Source organism: Pseudomonas sp. Pc102 (assembly GCF_018408275.1).
Taxonomy (GTDB): domain Bacteria; phylum Pseudomonadota; class Gammaproteobacteria; order Pseudomonadales; family Pseudomonadaceae; genus Metapseudomonas; species Metapseudomonas tohonis.
Map to the genome: position 1 here is coordinate 4,818,454 of NZ_AP021905.1, position 20,518 is coordinate 4,838,971.

The following is a 20,518-nucleotide window of genomic DNA, read 5'->3' on the forward strand; positions in this document are numbered from 1 at the left end:
GCTTGAAAAGCCCGCGATACAGCCCCATCTGCCTCACATGCCCCGACCACACGCCTTCAATTCCCAGCTACCAGGTGCCCAATGAGCGATCAGGACATCAACGCCGATCTGGTCGAAGAAGCGACCGCCCCGCACAGCACAGGCCTGGTCCTGCCCGGACAGACATTGCCGGACACGGTCTACATCATTCCCATCCACAACCGCCCGTTCTTCCCGGCCCAGGTGTTGCCGGTGATCGTCAACGAGGAGCCCTGGGCCGAGACCCTGGAACTGGTGGCCAAGACCGACCATCACTGCCTGGCGCTGTTCTTCATGGAGAACCCGCCGGAGGACCCGCGCCACTTCGACCCGTCCACCCTGCCGGAACACGGCACCCTGGTGCGCGTGCACCACGCCAGCCGCGAGGGCGGCAAGCTGCAGTTCGTCGCCCAGGGCCTGTCGCGGGTGCGCATCCGGGGCTGGCTCAAGCGCCATCGCCCGCCCTACCTGGTGGAGGTGGACTACCCACGCAACCCGGCGGACCAGCGCGACGAGGTGAAGGCCTACGGGATGGCGCTGATCAACGCCATCAAGGAGCTGCTGCCGCTCAACCCGCTGTACAGCGAGGAGCTGAAGAACTACCTCAACCGCTTCAGTCCCAACGACCCCTCGCCGCTCACCGACTTCGCCGCCGCGCTGACCAGCGCCCCGGCCAGGGAGCTGCAGGAGGTGCTGGACACGGTGCCGGTGCTCAAGCGCATGGAGAAGGTGCTGCCGCTGTTGCGCAAGGAAGTGGAGGTGGCGCGCCTGCAGAGCGAGCTCTCCGCCGAGGTGAACCGTAAGATCGGCCAGCACCAGCGCGAGTTCTTCCTCAAGGAGCAGCTGAAGATCATCCAGCAGGAGCTGGGCATCACCAAGGACGACCGCAGCGCCGACGCCGAGCAGTTCCAGCAGCGCCTGGCGGGCAAGGTCCTGCCGGAGCAGGCGAAGAAGCGCATAGACGAGGAGCTGAACAAGCTGTCGATCCTCGAGACCGGCTCGCCGGAATATGCGGTGACGCGCAACTACCTGGACTGGGCCACGAGCGTGCCCTGGGGCGTGTACGGCAAGGACAAGCTCGACCTCGGCCATGCGCGCAAGGTGCTCGATGCGCACCACGCGGGGCTCGACGACATCAAGAACCGCATCCTCGAATTCCTCGCCGTCGGCGCCTTCAAGGGCGAGATCGCCGGCTCCATCGTGCTGCTGGTGGGCCCGCCCGGCGTGGGCAAGACCAGCATCGGCAAGTCCATCGCCGAATCCCTGGGGCGCCCCTTCTACCGCTTCAGCGTCGGCGGCATGCGTGACGAGGCCGAGATCAAGGGCCACCGCCGCACCTACATCGGCGCCCTGCCCGGCAAGCTGGTGCAGGCGCTGAAGGAAGTGGAGGTGATGAACCCGGTGATCATGCTCGACGAGATCGACAAGCTCGGCGCCAGCTACCAGGGCGACCCGGCGTCGGCGTTGCTGGAGACGCTGGACCCGGAGCAGAACGTCGAGTTCCTCGACCACTACCTGGACCTGCGCATGGACCTGTCCAAGGTGCTGTTCGTGTGCACTGCCAATACCCTGGATTCCATCCCCGGGCCCCTGCTGGACCGCATGGAGGTGATCCGCCTGTCCGGCTACATCACCGAGGAGAAGCACGCCATCGCCAAGCGCCACCTGTGGCCACGCCTGCTGGAGCGCACCGGGGTGCCGAAGGAGCGCCTGTCGATCACCGACGGCGCGCTGACCGCGGTGATCGAGGGCTACGCCCGCGAGGCCGGGGTGCGCCAGCTGGAGAAGCAGTTGGGCAAGATCATCCGCAAGTCGGTGGTCAGGCTGCTGGAGGACCCGGCGACCAGGATCAAGGTTGCGCAGAAGGACCTGGAACCCTTCCTCGGCATGCCGCCGTTCCGCAAGGAGCAGTTGCTCTCGGGCACCGGCGTGATCACCGGGCTGGCCTGGACCAGCATGGGCGGCGCCACGCTGCCGATCGAGGCGACACGCATCCATACGCTGAACCGCGGTTTCAAGCTCACCGGCCAGTTGGGCGAGGTGATGAAGGAGTCGGCCGAGATCGCCTACAGCTACATCAGTTCGAACCTGAAGAAGTTCGGGGGCGACGCCGGCTTCTTCGACCAGGCCTTCGTCCACCTCCACGTACCGGAAGGCGCCACGCCCAAGGATGGCCCCAGCGCCGGCATCACCATGGCCAGCGCCCTGCTCTCCCTGGCCCGCGACCAGGCACCGAAGAAGGGCGTGGCCATGACCGGCGAGCTGACCCTCACCGGCCAGGTGCTACCCATCGGCGGGGTGCGCGAGAAAGTGATCGCCGCGCGGCGACAGAAGATCTTCGAACTGGTCATCCCTGAGGCCAACCGCGGCTCCTACGAGGAATTGCCGGACTACCTGCGCGAGGGCATGACGGTGCATTTCGCCCGACGCTTCTCCGATGTGGCCAGGGTGCTCTTCGGCTGATCCCTGCGGTGCCTACCCAGGGGCCGGAGCAGCGGATATGCTGCTCCGGCCCTTGAACGACGGAGCCGTCCATGAAACCTGCCCGCCTTCCCCGCCTGCTGCTGCCCGCCGCCCTGGTGCTGCTGGCCGCGTGCGCCCACGAATCCACCAGCCTGGTGGTGCAGAAACAGAGCAGTTGCCCCATCGAGCTGGACAAGGGCCAGTTGCTGGTCCTGACCCTGCCGAGCAATCCCACCACGGGTTTCCGCTGGGTGGTGAAGGACGCCGCGCCAGGCGTGCTGCGCAGCCTCGGCCCTGAGGTGTACGACACGCCGGAGGAAGCCGGCCTGGTGGGCGGCGCCGGTGAATCCACCTGGCGCTTCAACGCCGCGCAGAGCGGCGAAGGTCGTCTGCTGCTGGTCTACCAGCGCCCCTGGGAAGCCGACGTAGCGCCGGAGCAGACCTTCGATTGCAAGGTCAGCGTCGACTGACCGCGAGGGCCCGCGACCTGGCGGGCCCTGCAGGCGAAACACTCACAATCCCACGATGCCCACCGCCGGGCCTAGGACTCGGCGGTGATGCTGTGCTGGCCGCGCAAGCCCTGGTACAGGCACAGCTGGTTGCGGCCGGCGCGCTTGGCCTGGTACAGCGCACTGTCGGCAGCGTGCAGCAGCGCATCGGCACCTTCGCCATCGGCGGGGAAGCAAGCCAGGCCCAGGGAAATGGCGATGGGCCCCAGGGGCTGGCCGCCGTAGCGGATCTGCAGGCGCGTGACCCCGAGACGGAGCGCCTCGCAGCGATCGATGGCATCTTCGAGGCTGATCTCCGGCATCACCAGGGCGAACTCCTCGCCGCCGTAGCGGCAGGCCAGGTCGCTGGAGCGCACGTGGCGCTTCATTTCGAGCGCCAGGTGGCGCAGGACGAGGTCGCCTGCTTCGTGCCCGAAGGTGTCGTTGAAGCGTTTGAAGTGGTCCACATCCAGCAGGACGACGATCACCGGTGACTGCTTGCGACCGGCACGCAGCAGTTCGCGGCGCAGGGTCTCGTCGAGGAAGCGGCGGTTGTGCAGGCCGGTCAGGGCGTCCATCACCGACTGCTGGCGCAGGCTCTCACGCAGGCTGAGGTTGGCCACGCCCAGGGACACCTGCTCGGCGAAGGCTTCGGCCAGCTCCAGGTCGGCGCCCCCGCCGCACAGGGTCATCACCCCCAGGGGTTCGCCCTGGGCCATCAGGGGCACGCAGAGCGACCCGTTCCGGGCCAGGTGACGTTCGTGCAGGTGCGGGCAGACCAGGTCCTTGTCCACGTCCAGCACCAGGTGGCTCTGCCCGCGACGGATGGCCCAGCAGTCGTCGGGCTCGAACAGCTCGACGCTGCCGGCCTCCCAGCCGCCCCAGCGGCCGGCTTCTTCGAGTACGTCCCGTGAGGGGTGGTAGAGGTGCAGGCAACCGTCGCTCTGCGGGAACAGCTGGCCGGCGAAGCGGCTGATGATGCCGAAGCACTCGTCGAACTCGTTCACCGAATGCAGGGCACCGGCCATGCGGCTCAACAAAGATATCTGGTGGTTGCGCAGCTCCACACGCTGCATGCCCAGGCTCAGTTGTTCGCTGAGCATGTCCTGGGCGAGACGGGCTTCACGTCCCTCGCGCAGCATGCGGAAGGTGAAGTGGAAGAGCAGCGCGATCACCAGCAGGTCCAGCAGGGTGATCAACCCCAGCATCGCCATCCCGGCCCAGCCGCGCCATTCGATCTCCTGCTTGGCCAACAGCACGCGCTGCTCGACCACCCCCTGCATCTCGCCGAGGCGCAGGCGGATCGCATCCATCAGTTGCTTGCCCTTGCCGGTGCCGACCAGCTCGCTGGCGGCGGCCAGCCCTTCGCTGCGGCGCAACTCGATGACCCGGGCGAAGAACGCGCGCTGCTCGGCGATCAGGCCGGTGAGCAGCTGCAGGTCGTCGAACAGTTCGTCGCCAACCAAGGTGACGCGGAAGCGCGCCATGTCCTTGTCGACATCGCCGTAGCCCTGGTAGAGCGGGGTCAGGTAGTCGTCGCGGCCGGTCAAGGCGAATCCGCGCTGGCCGGTTTCGCCATCCTTGAGGGACGAAAGGAGGTCGGCCAGCTCACGCCCCATGTGTTCATGCCGCTCCAGCTGGCGCTCGGCGCCGCCGACCCAGCGGGTTGTGGCCAGCGGCAGCACGATATTCAGGACCAGCATGCCGATCGCCAGCAGGAATCCGGCCTGCAGGCGCGTCACCGTCTTCATCACTTCGTTGTCCTCGTGGCGGGTTGCGTTTTTCAGTCTAGCGGCGCAATCGGCGACTGCCCCTGGCGTTTTGCGCCTGGAGCCCGATCGTGGCGATGCGCACAGTGGTCCGAGGCTGCCAAGGCCACCGCGAGTCGCCGGAAGGCGGCCGCGCACCAACCATTCAAGGAGTTTCCCATGCAGTGGCTGTTGATCGGGCTGGCCGGCGCGCTGGCCTACCTCTACGGCGATGCCAACGACCTGGCCACGCTGTGCCTGTGGACCAAGCCGGTGCCCATCCTCGCCCTCCTCGCCTGGCTGTTGCGCAGCGCCGCACCCGGCCGCTATCGACACTGGGTCGCAGTGGGCCTGCTGCTGTGCCTGGCCGGCGACATGCTCCTGCAATGGTCGCCGGACTTCTTCGTCTTCGGCCTGGCGGCCTTCCTGCTCGGCCACCTGGCCTATATCGGCGCCTACCTGTCCGACACCCGGCACCTGGCGCCCCTGGCGCTGCTGCTGGCGGTGCTGTTCGGTGCCGGAATGTTCGCGTCGCTGGCCCGTGGCGGCCTCGGCGGCCTGCTGGTGCCGGTGGCGCTCTATGCCCTGACCATCAGCGCGATGCTCTGGCGCGCCCTGGCCCGCCTGGGCACCCGCGGGCCGGGGCGGCGTTCGGTGCGGGTCGCGGCGCTGGGGGCGCTGTGCTTCGTGGTCTCGGACAGCCTGCTGGGGATCAATCGCTTCGTGACGCCCTTCGAGGCGGCCGGGCTGGCCATCATGCTCACCTACTGGCTGGGGCAACTGGGCATCGTCGCCTCGGCGGTGCTGCACGGGCGACGCTGATTTTCGACCGATCGGCACGCCGGGATTCTGGCCGGGCGCGGTCTTGGCTAGAATGCCGGCCTTTCCACCAGTTGGTACCGGCCCCGTGAAGCACAACCCCGATCGCATCTACGCCACGCCTCAGGCACAAGTCACCGACTTCGCGTTCAACGAGGACGTGGTCAAGGTGTTCCCGGACATGATCAAGCGCTCGGTGCCGGGCTACCCGACCATCGTCGAGAACATCGGCGTGCTGGCCGCCCGCTTCGCGCAACCCAATACCCGCCTGTACGACCTCGGCGCCTCCCTCGGCGCGGTGACCCAGGCCCTGCGCCGCCACGTGCGCAGCGAAGGCTGCCGGGTGCTGGCCGTGGACAACTCCGCGGCGATGGTCGAGCGCTGCCGCGAATACCTGCATGCCCAGGACTCGATGTACCAGGAGCTGCTGCCGGTGGAAGTCCTGGAGGCCGACATCCTCGCCCTGGACTTCGAGCCCGCCTCCCTGGTGGCGATGAACTTCACCCTGCAGTTCGTCGCCCGCGAGGACCGCCAGGCCCTGCTGGCGCGCATCCGCCAGGCGCTGCTGCCAGGTGGCGCGCTGATCCTCTCGGAGAAACTGCGCTTCAACGACGCGGCGGAGCACGAGTTGCTCACCGACCTGCACATCGACTTCAAGCGTGCCAACGGCTACAGCGAGCTGGAAATCGCCCAGAAACGCAGCGCCCTGGAGAACGTGATGCGCCCGGACAGCCTGGAGGAACACCGCGAGCGCCTGCTGGCGGCCGGTTTCTCCCGCGTGGTGCCCTGGTTCCAGTGCCTCAACTTCGCTTCGCTGATCGCCCTGCCATGATCCGTACGCTCGACCTCGACGCCCTGCAGCAGACGCTGATGGGCACCCCGCTGCAGGACTGGGCCGCCGACCTGCCCGCCCAACTCGACGCCAAGCTGGCCGTCGGCCACGGTGACCTGGCGCGCTGGGGCGCGGCGGTGGAGGCCCTGCCCGCGCTGACCCCGACCAGCGTGGAACTGGCCCGGCGCTTCGCCCTCGACGGACCCTGCGACGACGCCACCCGTGCCACGCTGAAGACGGCCCTGCAAGGGCTGATCCCCTGGCGCAAGGGGCCCTTCGAGCTATTCGGCGTGCACGTCGACACCGAATGGCGCTCGGACTGGAAATGGACACGGGTCTCGCCGCACCTCGACCTGCGCGGCAAGCGCGTGCTGGATGTGGGCTGCGGCAATGGCTACTACCAGTGGCGCATGCTCGGCGCCGGTGCCGAGAGCGTGGTGGGTATCGACCCCAACTGGCTGTTCTTCTGCCAGTTCCTGGCGATGAAGCGCTTCCTGCCGGACCTGCCCGCCTGGCACCTGCCCCTGGCCCTGGAAGAGCTGCCGGCCAGGCTGGAGGGCTTCGACACGGTGTTCTCCATGGGCGTGCTCTATCACCGTCGCTCCCCCATCGACCACCTGTTCGACCTCAAGGACTGCCTGGTGCGTGGCGGCGAGCTGGTGCTGGAAACCCTGGTGGTGGAAGGCGACGCCCAGCAGGTGCTGGTGCCCGAGGACCGCTATGCGCAGATGCGCAACGTGTGGTTCCTGCCATCGGTGCCGGCGCTGGAACTGTGGCTGCGCCGCGCAGGCTTCGTCGATGTGCGCTGCGTGGACGTCAGCGTCACCAGCGTCGAAGAGCAGCGCAGCACCGAGTGGATGCGCTTCCAGTCACTGCCCGAGTTCCTCGACCCCGCCGACCACAGCCGCACGATCGAGGGGCTCCCTGCCCCGGCACGGGCGGTGGTGGTCGCGAGGAAGCCGTAGCTGCAAGCTGCAAGCTGCAAGCTGCAAGCTGCAAGCTGCAAGCTGCAAGCTGCAAGCTGCAAGCTGCAAAAGCCTGGGGGATCGACGGAAGTCGTCAACGCCCGGACTTATTTATTTTCACGGCCCGGGCGTAGGGTGGACCACGCTTCACCGGTCCACCATTTCGGAGTGATATCGAACCGCGACCGCGTGGATTTCGCTCCGTTCTACCCACCCTGCGGACTGCAAGCCGCAAGCGCATGAGTAGCGGCTGAGCCCTTACCCGATAACGGAGCCGCCCCAACAAACGAAGCTCCGTCCAAACGCGGATGCAGCCCTTATCTTGCGGCTTGAGGCTTGCCGCTTGCCGCTTGAATCAACCCCTTCATCTCCACCACCGCCTGCTTGAAGCCGACGAACAGCGCGTGTGCCACCAGGGCATGGCCGATGTTCAGTTCGTTGATGCCGGGGATGGCGGCCACCGGCTCGACGTTGTGGTAGTGCAGGCCATGGCCGGCATTGACCACCAGGCCCAGCTTCAGGCCCAGGGCCACGCCTTCACGGATGCGCTGCAGCTCACGGGCGGCCTCTTCAGGGGTGTGGGCGTCGGCATAGCGGCCGGTGTGCAGCTCGATGGCCGGGGCACCGACGCGATGGGATGCTTCGATCTGCGCCGGGTCGGCGTCGATGAACAGGGAGACCTCGCTGCCCAGGCGCGCCAGGCGCTCGACCGCGGCCTTGATCCGCGCTTCCTGCCCGGCGACATCGAGACCGCCTTCGGTGGTCAGTTCCTGGCGGGTCTCCGGGACCAGGCAGACATGTTCGGGGCGGATTTCCTCGGCGAAGGCGAGCATGTCCTCGGTCACGCCCATCTCGAAGTTCATGCGGGTCTGCATGACCTCCTTGAGTACGCGCACGTCGCGTTCCTGGATGTGCCGGCGATCCTCGCGCAGGTGCACGGTGATGCCGTCGGCGCCTGCCTCCTCGGCATCCAGGGCGGCCTTCACCGGGTCCGGATAGCGGGTGCCACGGGCCTGGCGCAGGGTGGCGACGTGGTCGATGTTGACGCCGAGCAGAACACGGTTGGCTTCAGTCACGGGAAGGTTCCTTGATCGTCATGAAGAGTTCGCGGCTGGCCAGTGGCCGTCCGCCGAGATGGGGCGCCAGGGCCTGGCGCATCAGGCGCTTGGCCGCAGCGAGGGCGCCGGGGGCACTCCAGTCGGCCTCGGCCAGGGCCAGCAGCTCGGCGCCCTGGAACAGGCCAGGCTGCAACTGCCCGACGGGCTCCAGGCCGGCGTCGGGCAGCAGGCGGTAGATGCCACTGGCGAGGATGGGCGCGCCGCTGAGGTCCAGGTCCAGCGCGAAACCATAGCCCAGCTCGTCCAGCAGGCGCCATTCGAAGGCGCGCAGCAGCGGCTCCAGCGGCCGGCCGGCGGCCAGGGCCTGGAGGGTGGCGGCATAGTGCTCGAACAGCGCGGGGTGCGGCGCTTCGGCCGGCAGCAGGCGGATGGTCAGTTCATTGAGGTAGAGGCCGCTGAAGAGGGCCTCGCCGGTGAGGAAGTGGGGGATGCCGGCACCTTCCAGACGCCCCACGTTCTTCAGGTCGCCGCGGCCGCGGAATTCGACCTCCAGCGGCACGAAGGGCCGGGCCAGGGTCCCGGCCTTGCCCCGCGCGCCCCGCAGGACGGCGCGCAGGCGCCCTTCCGGGGTGAGGAAATCCACCAGTGCGCTGCTTTCGCGGTAGGCCCTGCTATGCAGCACGAAGGCCGGTTGCGCACAGGTCTGCATCGGTTACTGGTCGTTGTAGCCCAGGGAACGCAGGGCACGCTCGTCGTCGGACCAGCCGCCCTTCACCTTGACCCAGAGGTTGAGCATGACCTTGGAGTCGAATAGCACCTCCATGTCCTTGCGCGCCTCCTGGCCGATGCGTTTGATGCGCTCGCCACCGTCGCCGATGATGATTTTCTTCTGGCCGTCGCGCTCCACCAGGATCAGCGCGTGGATATGGAGGATGCGGCCTTCCTGCTTGAACTCCTCGATCTCAACGGTGATCTGGTAGGGCAGTTCGGCACCCAGCTGGCGCATGATCTTCTCGCGCACGAGTTCGGCGGCGAGGAAGCGGCTGCTGCGGTCGGTGATCTGGTCTTCGGGGAAGAAGTGCTCGCCCTCGGGCAAGCGCTCGGCGACCAGGCGCTCGAGGGTGTCGAGGTTGTGCCCCTGCTGGGCGGAGATGGGTACCACCTCGGCGTTGGGCAGTTGCTCCTGGAGCCAGGCCAGGTGCGGCATCAGGTCGGCCTTGTCGTCCAGGCGGTCGGTCTTGTTGATGGCCAGGATCACCGGGCCCTGGACGTACTGGACGCGTTCGAGCACCAGTTGGTCCTCGTCGGTCCAACGGTTGCGGTCCACCACGAAGATCACCACGTCGACGTCCTTGAGGGCGGCCGAGGCGGTCTTGTTCATGTAGCGGTTGAGCGCTTTCTCGTTGTTCTTGTGCAGGCCGGGGGTGTCGACGTAGACGGCCTGGACCTCGCCCTCGGTCTTGATACCGAGCATGTTGTGGCGGGTGGTCTGGGGCTTGCGCGAGGTGATCGCGAGCTTCTGCCCGAGGATGTGGTTGAGCAGCGTGGACTTGCCGACGTTGGGACGCCCGACGATAGCCACGTAGCCGCAGCGCGGGTTGTTCGATTCAGTCATGGCCGTTCTCCACGCCCAGGGCCACCAGTGCCGCCGCCGCCGCCACCTGTTCGGCGATGCGTCGGCTGGCACCTTGGCCTCGGGTCTTGTCATTCAGCAGGGCAACTTCGCACTCGACGAAGAAGGTGCGGCAATGGGGCTCGCCCTGGATATCCACCACTTCATAGCGGGGCAGTTCGCAGGCCCGCGACTGGAGGAATTCCTGCAGGCGGGTCTTGGGGTCCTTGTTGGTATCGACCAGCGTCAGGCCTTCCAACTCGTTGTGCAGCCAGGCCAGCACGCGCTCGCGCGCGCAATCCATGCCGGCATCGAGGTAGATGGCCCCGATCAGCGCTTCCAGCGCATCGGCGAGAATGGACTCGCGGCGGAAACCACCGCTCTTCAGCTCGCCGGAGCCCAGGCGCAGGTATTCGCCCAGCTCGAAGCCCCTGGCCAGCAGGGCCAGGGTCTCGCCCTTGACCAGGCGGGCGCGCAGGCGCGAGAGCTGGCCTTCACGCGCCTGGGGGAAACGCTCGTAGAGCGCCTCGCCGGCGACGAAGTTGAGGATGGCATCACCGAGGAACTCCAGGCGCTCGTTGTTGCGCCCGGCGAAGCTGCGATGGGTCAGGGCCAGGGTCATCAGACCCTGGTCCTGGAAGGTGTAGCCGAGCTGACGCTCGAGACGGCTGAGGGATACGCTCACGGGACTCGCACACGGAATTCTTTGTCGAAGTGCACCACCAGGTCGAGGTTCTCGATCAGCGGCTCGCGTTTTTCGTATTTCAGCGTGGCATAGAAGTCGTTGTTCTCGACCTTGACCTGCAGGGCCTTCTCCAGATCGATGTCGCGGATGCTGTTGACCATCATGCCCTTGCGCACGTAGTCCAGGAAATCGCGCGGCGTGGATATGGCCTGGCCTTTCTCGTTCTCAACGGACTTGATGAGCTTCTCGAGCGCGTAGTAATCCATGTAGTGCGGAATGATCTTGAAGGCGGTACTGGCCAGGAACGCCACGATGGCCAGGACAACCAGCCAGCCCAGTATCGACAAGCCCCTCTGCGAATGCGCAAACGTCATGATGACCTCAATGTCAGTGTTGTTATGCGGGCCGGCTGGCCCGTTGCAAGACTATATATAGCGGGCGGCGCTGCGTTGAACAGCGCCGCAAAAGCGAAAGTCGGCAAGCCTCAGTGAATGAGGCCTACGCGGGAGAAGTTGGGCAGGTTGTTCATCTTCGGGTCCGGCCAGCTCATCCACACGGCGAAGGCCTTGCCGACGATGTTGCGGTCAGGAACCATGCCGAGCAGGTCCTTGGGAATGTTGGGGTCGTTCCAGTAGCGACTGTCGTTCGAGTTGTCGCGGTTGTCGCCCATCATGAAGTAATGCCCTTGCGGCACCACCCATTCCTTGCCCGGCTCCATGCGGTAGCGCTTCATTTCCTTGCGGATCAGGTGCTCGGCCTCGCCCAGCTTCTCCTCGTAGAGACGGGAGCTGCCCAGGGTGCCGGGCTCGTCGCCGACCAGTTTCTCGGCCACCTGCTCGCCATTGACGGTCAGGCGCTTGTCGCTGCTGTAGGCGATGCGGTCGCCCGGCAGGCCGACCACGCGCTTGATGTAGTTGATGTTCGGGTCGCTGGGGTAGCGGAACACCATGACATCACCGCGCTGCGGGTCGCCGACTTCGATCACCTTGGTGTCCACCACCGGCAGGCGTATGCCGTAGGCGAACTTGTTGACCAGGATGAAATCCCCTACTTCCAGGGTCGGTTTCATCGACCCGGACGGAATCTGGAAGGGCTCGACCAGGAACGACCGCAGCACCAGCACGATGGCCAGCACCGGGAAGAAGGACTTGCCGTATTCCACCAGCAAGGGCTCCTTGTCGAGCTTTTCCATCACCTCCGGGTCGGGCTCGCTGACTTGCCCCTGGTAGGCGGCAATCGCGGAGCGCCGGCGCGGAGCCAGCAGAACCAGATCGATGAGAGCGAGCACGCCGCAGACAGCCACGGCGAGAACCAACAGAAGCGGGAAATTGATCGACATAGACCCTAGCTATCCACTTTGAGCACTGCGAGGAAGGCTTCCTGTGGAATCTCCACACTGCCGACCTGCTTCATCCTTTTCTTACCGGCCTTCTGCTTTTCCAGCAGCTTCTTCTTACGGCTCACGTCGCCACCGTAGCATTTGGCCAGAACGTTCTTCCTGAGCGCCTTGACGGTAGTACGCGCGACGATCTGACCACCGATCGCCGCCTGGATCGCCACGTCGAACATCTGCCGTGGGATCAGTTCCTTCATCTTCTCGGTCAGCGCGCGGCCTTTGTAGTGGGCCTGGTCGCGGTGCACGATGAGCGCCAGGGCATCGACCTTCTCGCCGTTGATCAACACGTCCAGCTTGACCAGGTTGGCCGACTGGAAACGGTCGAAGCTGTAATCCAGGGACGCATAGCCACGGCTCACGGATTTCAGGCGGTCGAAGAAATCGAGTACCACTTCGTTCATCGGCAGGTCGTAGCAAACCTGAACCTGGCTGCTGAGGAATTGCATGTCGCGCTGCACGCCACGCTTCTCGATGCACAGGGTGATGACGTTGCCCAGGTGTTCCTGGGGCACGAGGATGTTGGCACGCACGATGGGCTCGCGCATGTCCTCGATGAACGAGAGGTCGGGCAGCTTGGACGGGTTGTCGACGTAGATCGTCTCGCCGTTCTTCTGCACCACTTCGAAGATAACGGTGGGCGCGGTGGTGATCAGGTCCAGGTCGTACTCGCGCTCCAGGCGCTCCTGGATGATCTCCATGTGCAGCATGCCGAGGAAGCCGATGCGGAAGCCGAAGCCCAGGGCCTCGGAGCTTTCCGGCTCGTACTGCAGGGCGGCATCGTTCAGGGTCAGCTTCTGCAGCGCTTCGCGGAAGTCCTCGAAGTCGTCGGAGCTGACCGGGAACAAGCCGGCGTAGACCTGCGGCTTGATGCGCTGGAAGCCCGGCAGCACATCGACATCCGGGGTGTTGGACAGGGTCAGGGTGTCGCCCACGGGGGCACCGAGGATGTCCTTGATGCCGGCGATGATGAAGCCCACTTCACCGGCCTTGAGGTCGGCCATCTCGGTGTGCTTGGGGGTGAAGACGCCGACGCTGTCCACCTGGTGGATCTTGCCGGTGGATTTCACCAGGATCTTGTCGCCCTTCTTCACCCGGCCGTGCTTGACGCGTACCAGCGAGACCACGCCCAGGTAGTTGTCGAACCAGGAGTCGATGATCAGCGCCTGCAGCGGCGCGTCGATCTCGCCTTCGGGCGGCGGGATGACCTTGACCAGTTGCTCGAGCACGTCGATCACGCCCATGCCGCTCTTGGCGCTGCACGGCACCGCGTCGGTGGCGTCGATGCCGATGATGTGCTCGATCTCTTCCTTGACCCGCTCGGGCTCGGCCTGGGGCAGGTCCATCTTGTTCAGGACCGGCATCACTTCCAGGCCCTGCTCGATGGCGGTGTAGCAGTTGGCGACCGACTGCGCCTCGACGCCCTGGCCGGCATCCACCACCAGCAGCGCGCCTTCGCAGGCGGCCAGCGAGCGGCTGACTTCATAGGTGAAGTCGACGTGGCCGGGGGTATCGATGAAATTCAACTGGTAGGTCTTACCATCCTGCGACTTGTAGTGCAGGGTCACGCTGTGGGCCTTGATGGTGATGCCGCGCTCGCGTTCCAGGTCCATGGAGTCCAGCACCTGGGCCTCCATCTCGCGATCGGACAGGCCGCCGCACATCTGGATGAAGCGGTCGGCCAGGGTCGACTTGCCATGGTCGATGTGGGCGATGATCGAAAAATTGCGGATATGACTCAGGTCACTCACGGGGTCGACACTCGAAAAAAGCCGCAAGCCGGTTGCTTGCCGAAAAATAGCCGGGGAGTTTACCTGATCGGCAGCGCGGGCGTCACGCCCGCATGGCGGAGCGCAGGCATGAAAAAGGGCGACCCGGGTCGCCCTTTTTCAGTGCATCGGATTACTCCGAAAGCTTGAAGGTGATGAAGCTGGCACGGCCCTGGCGCAGCACGCGCATGGACACGGAGCGGTTCTTCGGCAACTCCTTGGCTACCTTGGCGAAGGTCTGCACCGAGTCGATGGACTGGTTGTTCAGGTGGCTGATCACGTCACCCGGACGCAGGCCCATCAGGGCGGCCGGGCCGTCCTGGACTTCCCTGATCACTACACCACCCTTGATGTCGAGGCTCTTCTTCTGCTCGGCGGACAGTTCGGCGACCAGCACGCCCAGGCGGTTGCTGCTGCGCTCGGCACCTTGCGGCGCGCCGGTGGAGGTCACTTCCTCCCCATCTTCGGGCAGGGAGCCGATGGTCAGCGCCAGCTTCTTGCGCGACCCCTCGCGGACCACGTCGAGGTCGATCTTGCTACCCGGCTTGAGGGCACCGACCAGATGCGGCAGGTCGGCGGACATGACGATCGGCTGGCCATTCATGCTGAGGATGACGTCGCCGACCTGGAGGCCGCCCTTGGCTGCAGGACCGTCGTCGAGCACCTGGGCCACCAGGGCACCTGCGGGTTTGTCCAGGCCGAAGGATTCGGCCAGGTCCTTGTTCACTTCCTGAATCACCACACCGAGCCAGCCACGGCTGACCTTGCCCTCGGCCTTGAGCTGGTCGGCGACGCTCATGGCGACGTCGATCGGGATGGCGAAGGACAGCCCCATGAAGCCACCGGAGCGGGTGAAGATCTGCGAGTTGATGCCCACGACCTCGCCATCCAGGTTGAACAGGGGGCCACCGGAGTTACCCGGGTTGATGGCCACGTCGGTCTGGATGAAGGGCACGTAGTTCTCGTTCGGCAGGCTGCGCCCCTTGGCGCTGACGATACCGGCGGTCACCGAGTGGTCGAAGCCGAAGGGGGAGCCGATGGCCAGCACCCAGCTGCCGACCTTCAGGGCGTCGGACTTGCCGAGCTTGACGATGGGCAGGTCCTTGCCTTCGACCTTGAGCAGGGCCACGTCGGTGCGCGCGTCGGCACCGATCAGCTTGGCTTCGAGCTCGCTGCGGTCGGACAGGCGCACGATGATCTCGTCGGCGTCGGCCACCACATGGTTGTTGGTCAGGACGTAGCCGTCCTTGGAGATGATGAAACCCGAACCCAGGGATTGCGCCTCGCGCTGGCGACCACCGCCCGGGTTACGCGGCATCTGCGGCATGCTGCGCTCGAAGAACTCGCGGAGCATGGGCGGCAGGCCTTCAAGGTCGGGCATGGCCTGGTTGCCGGCGACGGCGCGATCCGGAAGCTTCTGCCGCGTACTGATGTTGACGACCGCCGGAGAGGCCTCCTCCACCAGCGGGGTGAAGTCGGGCAGCTCCGCCCGGGCGACAAGGGTTTGACCGAGCAGCAGCAGGGCCGCGACCGCGGACATGCAGGATTTCATGCTTAGCATCGACATACAGCTCCCGTCATGAAACGAGGAATGTGAACCCGTCACGAGCCGACCGGCCCGGCGGGCAAACGCAATTCGGGCCGGGGGAATGCCCCCAGCCCGATACACCATAAACAAGAATTCGCTTGCGGGGACCAACGCCGAGGAGCGATCAGCCCATGAACCCTGACGGGCTCGCATGGACATGGCTGCTCCGCCCCGGCGTCGTTCAATTCACTGGGCCGCCTGGGGGGCTGCGGTTCCGGCCGTACGCATAGACAACGCAATGCGCTCCGCAGTTCCCACGGGGATTTCGCCAACCACAGTCACCATCACGTCACCTTCGCTGGTGCCGAGCCGACGGGATACGGCAACAGTCGGACCGAGCTCGACACGCACATCTTCCACAGACGCACCGTGCAGGGGCTCGAGGAAGACAGAGAAGCGCGCCAGGCCATCGCCATAGAGCAGGCAGGCCACCGGATCCGTCGATACCGGGCTGCGACGCTGGACCGCACTGGTCAGGGCGAACCCTTCCGGCAACCAATCGGAGCGCCAGGCGCTGGCCAGGGCCTTGGGCGCCTCGGCGTAGCGTACGGGCTCACAGCCCTGCCCCGCCTGGAGCTGGCTGTCACTGGGTGCTTGCGTGGTGTCGATCTGGGTGAACTGGAAACGCTCCAGCAGCATGCCCTTCTCATTGAGCATCAATGACTTGAGCGGCAGGCCGGTCTCCCGGTCCAGATGCAACTCGAAGCCGTACCGATGCTGGTCGCGCGGGTTGAGTGAGAGCACCACGGCCTGGCGCCCCGCCACTCGCGACTCGCCCACCAGGCTCAGGTCATAGGACTTTGCCACCTGGGCGACATCGAGATCACGGGCCGGCCAGACCTGGCCGTCGACCATCTGGTCGGAAAGCGCCCCACTCACACATTCGGTACGTCCATCCACACGGAGGATTTCCTGGGCGGGCCCATCGAGCTGCTGCAGCCTTTCACGCACCTTGCCGGCATCGACGCGATGCCAGACCTGATGGGTGGAGAAGCTGCCGCTTCGTTCATAGACGAAGGTGCCCTGGAAATTCTGCCGCTGCTCGGCGTCAGCGAGTCGCTTCAGCCAGTCCTGAGCATCGGCGGCGTGGGCGGCCTGAACCAGCCAACCACCGCCGAGCAACACGAAAAGTGGAAATGCGCGCATGTTTCTCCTTAGCGGCTTTCCAGGCTGGCGGCACGCGCATAGGGCAGCGCACTGTCGGTCCCACTCATGGCGGCCTGCTGGGCATGCTGGCGCAGGTAGGCCGGCAGGCGCTGATCGTGCCAACCCGAGGTCGCTTGCGCGGCACCAGACAGCGGCGGACGCACGCCTTGGGAGTCAGTGCTGTAACCGGCAAGAACGGTGTCCTTGCTGGCTTGCGGCGCACTGATCACCGGCTGCGGAGCGCTTTGCTGGGCCAGCTGCTGGGCGCCCACCTCGTCCTGGTTGTACATACGCACACCAGCGAGCACGGCCAGCGTCACCGAAGCGGCAACCGCCAGGCGGCCAAGGCTGCGCCAAGGACCGCGAGCGGCCTGGGCCGGCAGCGCCTCATCAGCCAGCGCGGCGGAAACCGCGGCGGCGATGTCGAGGCGCGGCTCGATCAGTTCCTTGTGCATAACGGCACGCGCTATCTGGTAGCGAGACCAGGTGGAACGGAGCTCCTCATCGCCGCTGGACGCGAGCACACGTCGCAACTCCAGTTCATCCGCTTCGTTATCCATTACCGCGGACAGCGATTCCTGCAGGGCTTCACGACTCATGGCGATTCCTCTCTTAGCTGTCGCCGCTGTCTCAGGATTCCTGCAACAAAGGTTGCAGGGCTTTATCTATAGCTTCTCGCGCCCTGAAAATACGCGAGCGAACCGTACCAACCGGACATTGCATGACGCTGGCAATGTCCTCGTAACTCAGACCATCGAATTCACGTAAAGTCAGCGCAGTACGCAAATCTTCCGGCAATTGCTGGATGGTCCGATGGACGGTGCCTTCGATCTCATCCCGCAGCAATGCCCGTTCCGGTGATTCGTTGTCCTTGAGGGCATGGTCGCCATCGTAGAACTCCGCATCCTCGGCACTCACATCGCTATCCGGCGGGCGCCGACCGCGCGCCACCAGATGGTTCTTCGCCGTGTTGATGGCGATGCGGTACAGCCATGTGTAGAAAGCGCTGTCACCGCGAAAATTCCCAAGTGCGCGATAGGCCTTGATGAAGGCCTCCTGAGCAACATCCTGAGCTTCCTGGGCGTCGTGGACGAATCGCACGATCAGACCCAGAATCTTGTGCTGATACTTCAGCACCAGAAGATCGAAAGCTCGTTTGTCGCCTCGCTGCACCCGTTCGACCAGTTGCTGATCCTGTTCCTGGGTTAGCATGGACACTCCTCGTTGGAGCTCGAGGGGCACTGCGCCAGCCAGTGGATCGGCTTGCCAAAATAGACTCGGGCGTTGCGCAAAAGTTCTCCCCTCCAAGCAAGCTTCCTACAAGACTGTTTCCGTCTTGCACGGAATCGCGCAGCAGAGCACTGGCCACTGCTGCGCGGATAATTTTTCGCCTGATTTGCCGCTGCCAGGAACGCAGGAAACGCTCCGCGGCACAACTCAACAAGCACGTCACCTCATGTGCGACGGAGGTAAGAAACCAGGGGGACTAAGAAAGTTCCCGGGATTCTCTGCCGGACATAAGCCCGCTATTGTGCCGCCCACCCCCTCTATATACTAGTGGCCGCATTTTCGCGGGATCCCGACATGAGCCAACACTTTCAGCACGACGTCTTGGTGATCGGCAGCGGTGCCGCCGGCCTCACCCTGGCGCTGACGTTGCCCGAGCACCTGCGCATCGCAGTCTTGAGTAAAGGCGACCTTTCCAACGGGTCAACCTACTGGGCACAAGGGGGTGTGGCGGCGGTCCTGGACGACACCGACACCGTCGATTCCCATGTCGAGGACACCCTCGTCGCCGGCGCCGGCCTGTGCCGGGAAGACGCCGTGCGCTTCACCGTCGAGAACAGCCGCCAGGCGATCCAATGGCTGATCGACCAGGGGGTGCCCTTCACCCGCGAGGACGAAAACGCCCGCGAGGACGGTGGCTTCGAATTCCACCTGACCCGGGAGGGCGGCCACAGCCATCGGCGCATCATCCACGCCGCCGACGCCACTGGCGCTGCCATCTTCAACACCCTGCTGGAACAGGCTAGTCGGCGCCCGAACATCGAACTGCTGGAACAGCGCGTCGCCGTCGACCTGATCACCGAGCGCAAGCTCGGCCTCGAGGGGCATCGCTGCCTCGGCGCCTACGTGCTCAACCGCGCCAGTGGCGAAGTCGACACCTATGGCGCCCGCTTCACCGCCCTCGCCTCCGGCGGCGCGGCCAAGGTCTACCTCTATACCAGCAACCCCGACGGCGCCTGTGGCGACGGCATCGCCATGGCCTGGCGCGCCGGCTGCCGGGTGGGCAACCTGGAGTTCAACCAGTTCCACCCCACCTGCCTCTACCACCCGCAGGCCAAGAGCTTCCTCATCACCGAAGCGGTGCGCGGCGAGGGCGGCCTGCTCAAGCTGCCCAACGGTGAACGCTTCATGCAGCGCTTCGACCCCCGTGCCGAACTGGCCCCGCGCGACATCGTCGCCCGCGCCATCGACCACGAGATGAAGCGCCTGGGCATCGACTGCGTCTACCTGGACATCAGCCACAAGCCGGCCGAGTTCGTCAAAAGCCACTTCCCGACCGTCTACGAGCGCTGCCTGGACTTCGGCATCGACATCACCCGCCAGCCGATCCCGGTGGTACCCGCCGCCCACTACACCTGCGGCGGCGTGGTGGTCGACCGCGATGGCCACACCGACATCCCCGGCCTCTATGCCATCGGCGAGACCAGCTTCACCGGCCTGCACGGCGCCAACCGCATGGCCAGCAACTCGCTGCTGGAGTGCTTCGTCTACGCCCGCGCCGCGGCCCACGACATGCTCGCCCAGCTCGACACCATCCCCCTGCCCGCCCGTCTCCCGGCCTGGGACGCCAGCCAGGTCACCGACTCGGACGAGGACGTGATCATCGCGCACAACTGGGACGAACTGCGGCGATTCATGTGGGACTACGTCGGAATCGTGCGCACCAACAAGCGCCTGCAACGCGCCCAGCACCGGGTGCGCCTGCTGCTCAGCGAGATCGACGAGTTCTATTCCAACTACAAGGTCAGCCGCGACCTGATCGAGCTGCGCAACCTGGCCCAGGTCGCCGAGCTGATGATCGAGTCGGCCATGCAACGCCGCGAAAGCCGCGGCCTGCACTACACGCTCGATTATCCCGACCAGTTGCCCGAGGCCCGCGACACTATCCTGGCGCCACCCATCTATGGCGATTGAAGCGCAGGTGCACGCGCAGGCGCCTGTGGCTCCGCTCATCCAGTGAATCCGCGGGGATGCACAGGCCCCGTGTCATGATCGCGCCCTCGGGGCGATAGACCAGCAACACCGCCATCGGCAACGCCAGGCTGTCGGGACTCAGGCGCACGGCACACCATTGCCCGTCGTGGCGCCGCAGCCGCCAGCCGTCGGCATCCAGGCGCAAACCCCGGATGGATGAGGCGGACGCCAGCAGCACCTGGCGCGGCAGTGTCCAGGCCGCATGGGCCAGGCAGGCGAACAGGCAAGCGAGCTGTGCCCACCGGGGCAGCTCGGCACAGGCCACGGCGACCAATGCCAGGGAGAACAGCGACAGGTAGAGCACCAGCAGGCGCCGCGAAGGGCGCCAGTGGCATTCGAAGGCGCTACTTGGGCTGGACACGGTCCAGGATCATTTTCACCATGTACCGCAGGTCGGAATCTTCCGGCTCACCGCGTTGCATGAACCAGCCGAACATGTCCTGGTCCTCGCATTCGAGCAGCTTGCGGAAGCGCGCCTGGTCCGCCTCATCGAGGCTGGGGTACACCTCCCGGACGAAAGGTACCAGCAGCACATCGAGCTCCAGCATGCCGCGGCGGCTGTGCCAGAAGAGTCGGTTCAGTTCAGTTGCGTCGGCCATCAGAGCGCCTCCAGGGAAGAGGCCGGCATTATAACGACCCGAGCCGCATGCGGCACCCGCTGACAACCGGCATG

The 20,518-nt window shown here is 65.6% G+C and carries 20 protein-coding genes; 6 read left to right on the forward strand and 14 right to left on the reverse strand.

Annotated elements, in window-relative coordinates:
- The first annotated feature begins 81 nt into the window (after positions 1 to 81).
- Together lon and PHLH3_RS21880 are read left to right on the forward strand one after the other, a co-directional pair.
- On the forward strand, positions 82 to 2,481 hold the full coding sequence (gene lon, locus PHLH3_RS21875) for an endopeptidase La (protein WP_213625773.1): 2,400 nt from the start codon (positions 82 to 84) through the stop codon (positions 2,479 to 2,481).
- A gap of 71 nt (positions 2,482 to 2,552) precedes the next feature.
- Positions 2,553 to 2,951, forward strand: coding sequence for a protease inhibitor I42 family protein (locus PHLH3_RS21880; RefSeq protein ID WP_173172108.1), 399 nt, complete (start codon positions 2,553 to 2,555; stop codon positions 2,949 to 2,951).
- Between the two features lie 71 nt (positions 2,952 to 3,022).
- Here the strand turns inward: PHLH3_RS21880 and PHLH3_RS21885 are convergent, their stop codons facing one another.
- Entirely contained in the window at positions 3,023 to 4,720 is a 1,698-nt protein-coding gene (locus tag PHLH3_RS21885; RefSeq protein WP_213625774.1) for a diguanylate cyclase, read from the reverse strand.
- A 177-nt stretch (positions 4,721 to 4,897) separates the two neighbouring features.
- Between PHLH3_RS21885 and PHLH3_RS21890 the strand changes: the two genes are divergently transcribed.
- From PHLH3_RS21890 to cmoB, 3 genes are read left to right on the forward strand one after another with little or no spacing between them, the layout of a single operon-like run.
- Entirely contained in the window at positions 4,898 to 5,539 is a 642-nt protein-coding gene (locus PHLH3_RS21890; protein WP_213625775.1) for a lysoplasmalogenase, read from the forward strand.
- A gap of 52 nt (positions 5,540 to 5,591) precedes the next feature.
- Positions 5,592 to 6,368, forward strand: coding sequence for a carboxy-S-adenosyl-L-methionine synthase CmoA (gene cmoA / locus PHLH3_RS21895; RefSeq protein ID WP_213625776.1), 777 nt, complete (start codon positions 5,592 to 5,594; stop codon positions 6,366 to 6,368).
- On the forward strand, positions 6,365 to 7,333 hold the full coding sequence (gene cmoB / locus PHLH3_RS21900; RefSeq protein ID WP_213625777.1) for a tRNA 5-methoxyuridine(34)/uridine 5-oxyacetic acid(34) synthase CmoB: 969 nt from the start codon (positions 6,365 to 6,367) through the stop codon (positions 7,331 to 7,333). Before cmoA ends, cmoB begins: the two co-directional genes overlap by 4 nt.
- A gap of 317 nt (positions 7,334 to 7,650) precedes the next feature.
- Here cmoB and pdxJ read toward each other — a convergent pair whose 3' ends face one another.
- The 11 genes from pdxJ to rpoE form a co-directional block, all read right to left on the reverse strand.
- Positions 7,651 to 8,409 carry a pyridoxine 5'-phosphate synthase gene (gene pdxJ / locus PHLH3_RS21905; RefSeq protein WP_213625778.1) on the reverse strand — a complete coding sequence of 253 codons (759 nt, stop codon included), beginning with the start codon at positions 8,407 to 8,409 and terminating at the stop codon, positions 7,651 to 7,653.
- Positions 8,402 to 9,100 (reverse strand): DNA repair protein RecO, encoded by a 699-nt coding sequence (recO, locus tag PHLH3_RS21910; RefSeq protein ID WP_173172095.1) that lies wholly within the window; start codon positions 9,098 to 9,100, stop codon positions 8,402 to 8,404. Before recO ends, pdxJ begins: the two co-directional genes overlap by 8 nt.
- 3 nt (positions 9,101 to 9,103) lie before the next feature.
- Positions 9,104 to 10,006 carry a GTPase Era gene (era, locus tag PHLH3_RS21915; RefSeq protein WP_111260519.1) on the reverse strand — a complete coding sequence of 301 codons (903 nt, stop codon included), beginning with the start codon at positions 10,004 to 10,006 and terminating at the stop codon, positions 9,104 to 9,106.
- Positions 9,999 to 10,688: a ribonuclease III gene (gene rnc, locus PHLH3_RS21920; protein WP_111260518.1), complete on the reverse strand. Its 690-nt coding sequence runs from the start codon at positions 10,686 to 10,688 to the stop codon at positions 9,999 to 10,001. The genes era and rnc overlap by 8 nt, the downstream gene beginning before the upstream one ends.
- Entirely contained in the window at positions 10,685 to 11,062 is a 378-nt protein-coding gene (locus PHLH3_RS21925; RefSeq protein ID WP_213625779.1) for a DUF4845 domain-containing protein, read from the reverse strand. The genes rnc and PHLH3_RS21925 overlap by 4 nt, the downstream gene beginning before the upstream one ends.
- A 110-nt stretch (positions 11,063 to 11,172) precedes the next feature.
- Complete coding sequence (gene lepB, locus PHLH3_RS21930; protein WP_111260516.1) at positions 11,173 to 12,027, reverse strand: signal peptidase I; 855 nt, start codon at positions 12,025 to 12,027, stop codon at positions 11,173 to 11,175.
- A gap of 5 nt (positions 12,028 to 12,032) precedes the next feature.
- Positions 12,033 to 13,832: a translation elongation factor 4 gene (gene lepA, locus PHLH3_RS21935; RefSeq protein ID WP_111260515.1), complete on the reverse strand. Its 1,800-nt coding sequence runs from the start codon at positions 13,830 to 13,832 to the stop codon at positions 12,033 to 12,035.
- Between the two features lie 151 nt (positions 13,833 to 13,983).
- Positions 13,984 to 15,411: a DegQ family serine endoprotease gene (locus PHLH3_RS21940; RefSeq protein ID WP_178082926.1), complete on the reverse strand. Its 1,428-nt coding sequence runs from the start codon at positions 15,409 to 15,411 to the stop codon at positions 13,984 to 13,986.
- Positions 15,412 to 15,624: 213 nt separating this feature from the next.
- A complete protein-coding gene (locus PHLH3_RS21945) occupies positions 15,625 to 16,584 on the reverse strand; it encodes a MucB/RseB C-terminal domain-containing protein (protein ID WP_213625780.1) in 960 nt (319 codons plus the stop codon).
- 8 nt (positions 16,585 to 16,592) lie between these two features.
- Positions 16,593 to 17,183 carry an RseA family anti-sigma factor gene (locus PHLH3_RS21950; RefSeq protein WP_213625781.1) on the reverse strand — a complete coding sequence of 197 codons (591 nt, stop codon included), beginning with the start codon at positions 17,181 to 17,183 and terminating at the stop codon, positions 16,593 to 16,595.
- Between the two features lie 31 nt (positions 17,184 to 17,214).
- A complete protein-coding gene (rpoE, locus tag PHLH3_RS21955; RefSeq protein ID WP_021221243.1) occupies positions 17,215 to 17,796 on the reverse strand; it encodes an RNA polymerase sigma factor RpoE in 582 nt (193 codons plus the stop codon).
- Positions 17,797 to 18,168: 372 nt separating this feature from the next.
- Between rpoE and nadB the strand changes: the two genes are divergently transcribed.
- Positions 18,169 to 19,785, forward strand: a complete 1,617-nt coding sequence (gene nadB, locus PHLH3_RS21960) for an L-aspartate oxidase (RefSeq protein ID WP_213625782.1) — start codon at positions 18,169 to 18,171, stop codon at positions 19,783 to 19,785.
- Here the strand turns inward: nadB and PHLH3_RS21965 are convergent.
- Positions 19,754 to 20,206, reverse strand: a complete 453-nt coding sequence (locus tag PHLH3_RS21965; protein WP_213625783.1) for a protein YgfX — start codon at positions 20,204 to 20,206, stop codon at positions 19,754 to 19,756. The genes nadB and PHLH3_RS21965 overlap by 32 nt on opposite strands.
- The gene (locus PHLH3_RS21970) at positions 20,190 to 20,444 is read right to left on the reverse strand and encodes a succinate dehydrogenase assembly factor 2 (protein ID WP_173172079.1); all 255 of its coding nucleotides are present in this window, start codon (positions 20,442 to 20,444) and stop codon (positions 20,190 to 20,192) included. The genes PHLH3_RS21965 and PHLH3_RS21970 overlap by 17 nt, the downstream gene beginning before the upstream one ends.
- Positions 20,445 to 20,518 lie beyond the last annotated feature (74 nt).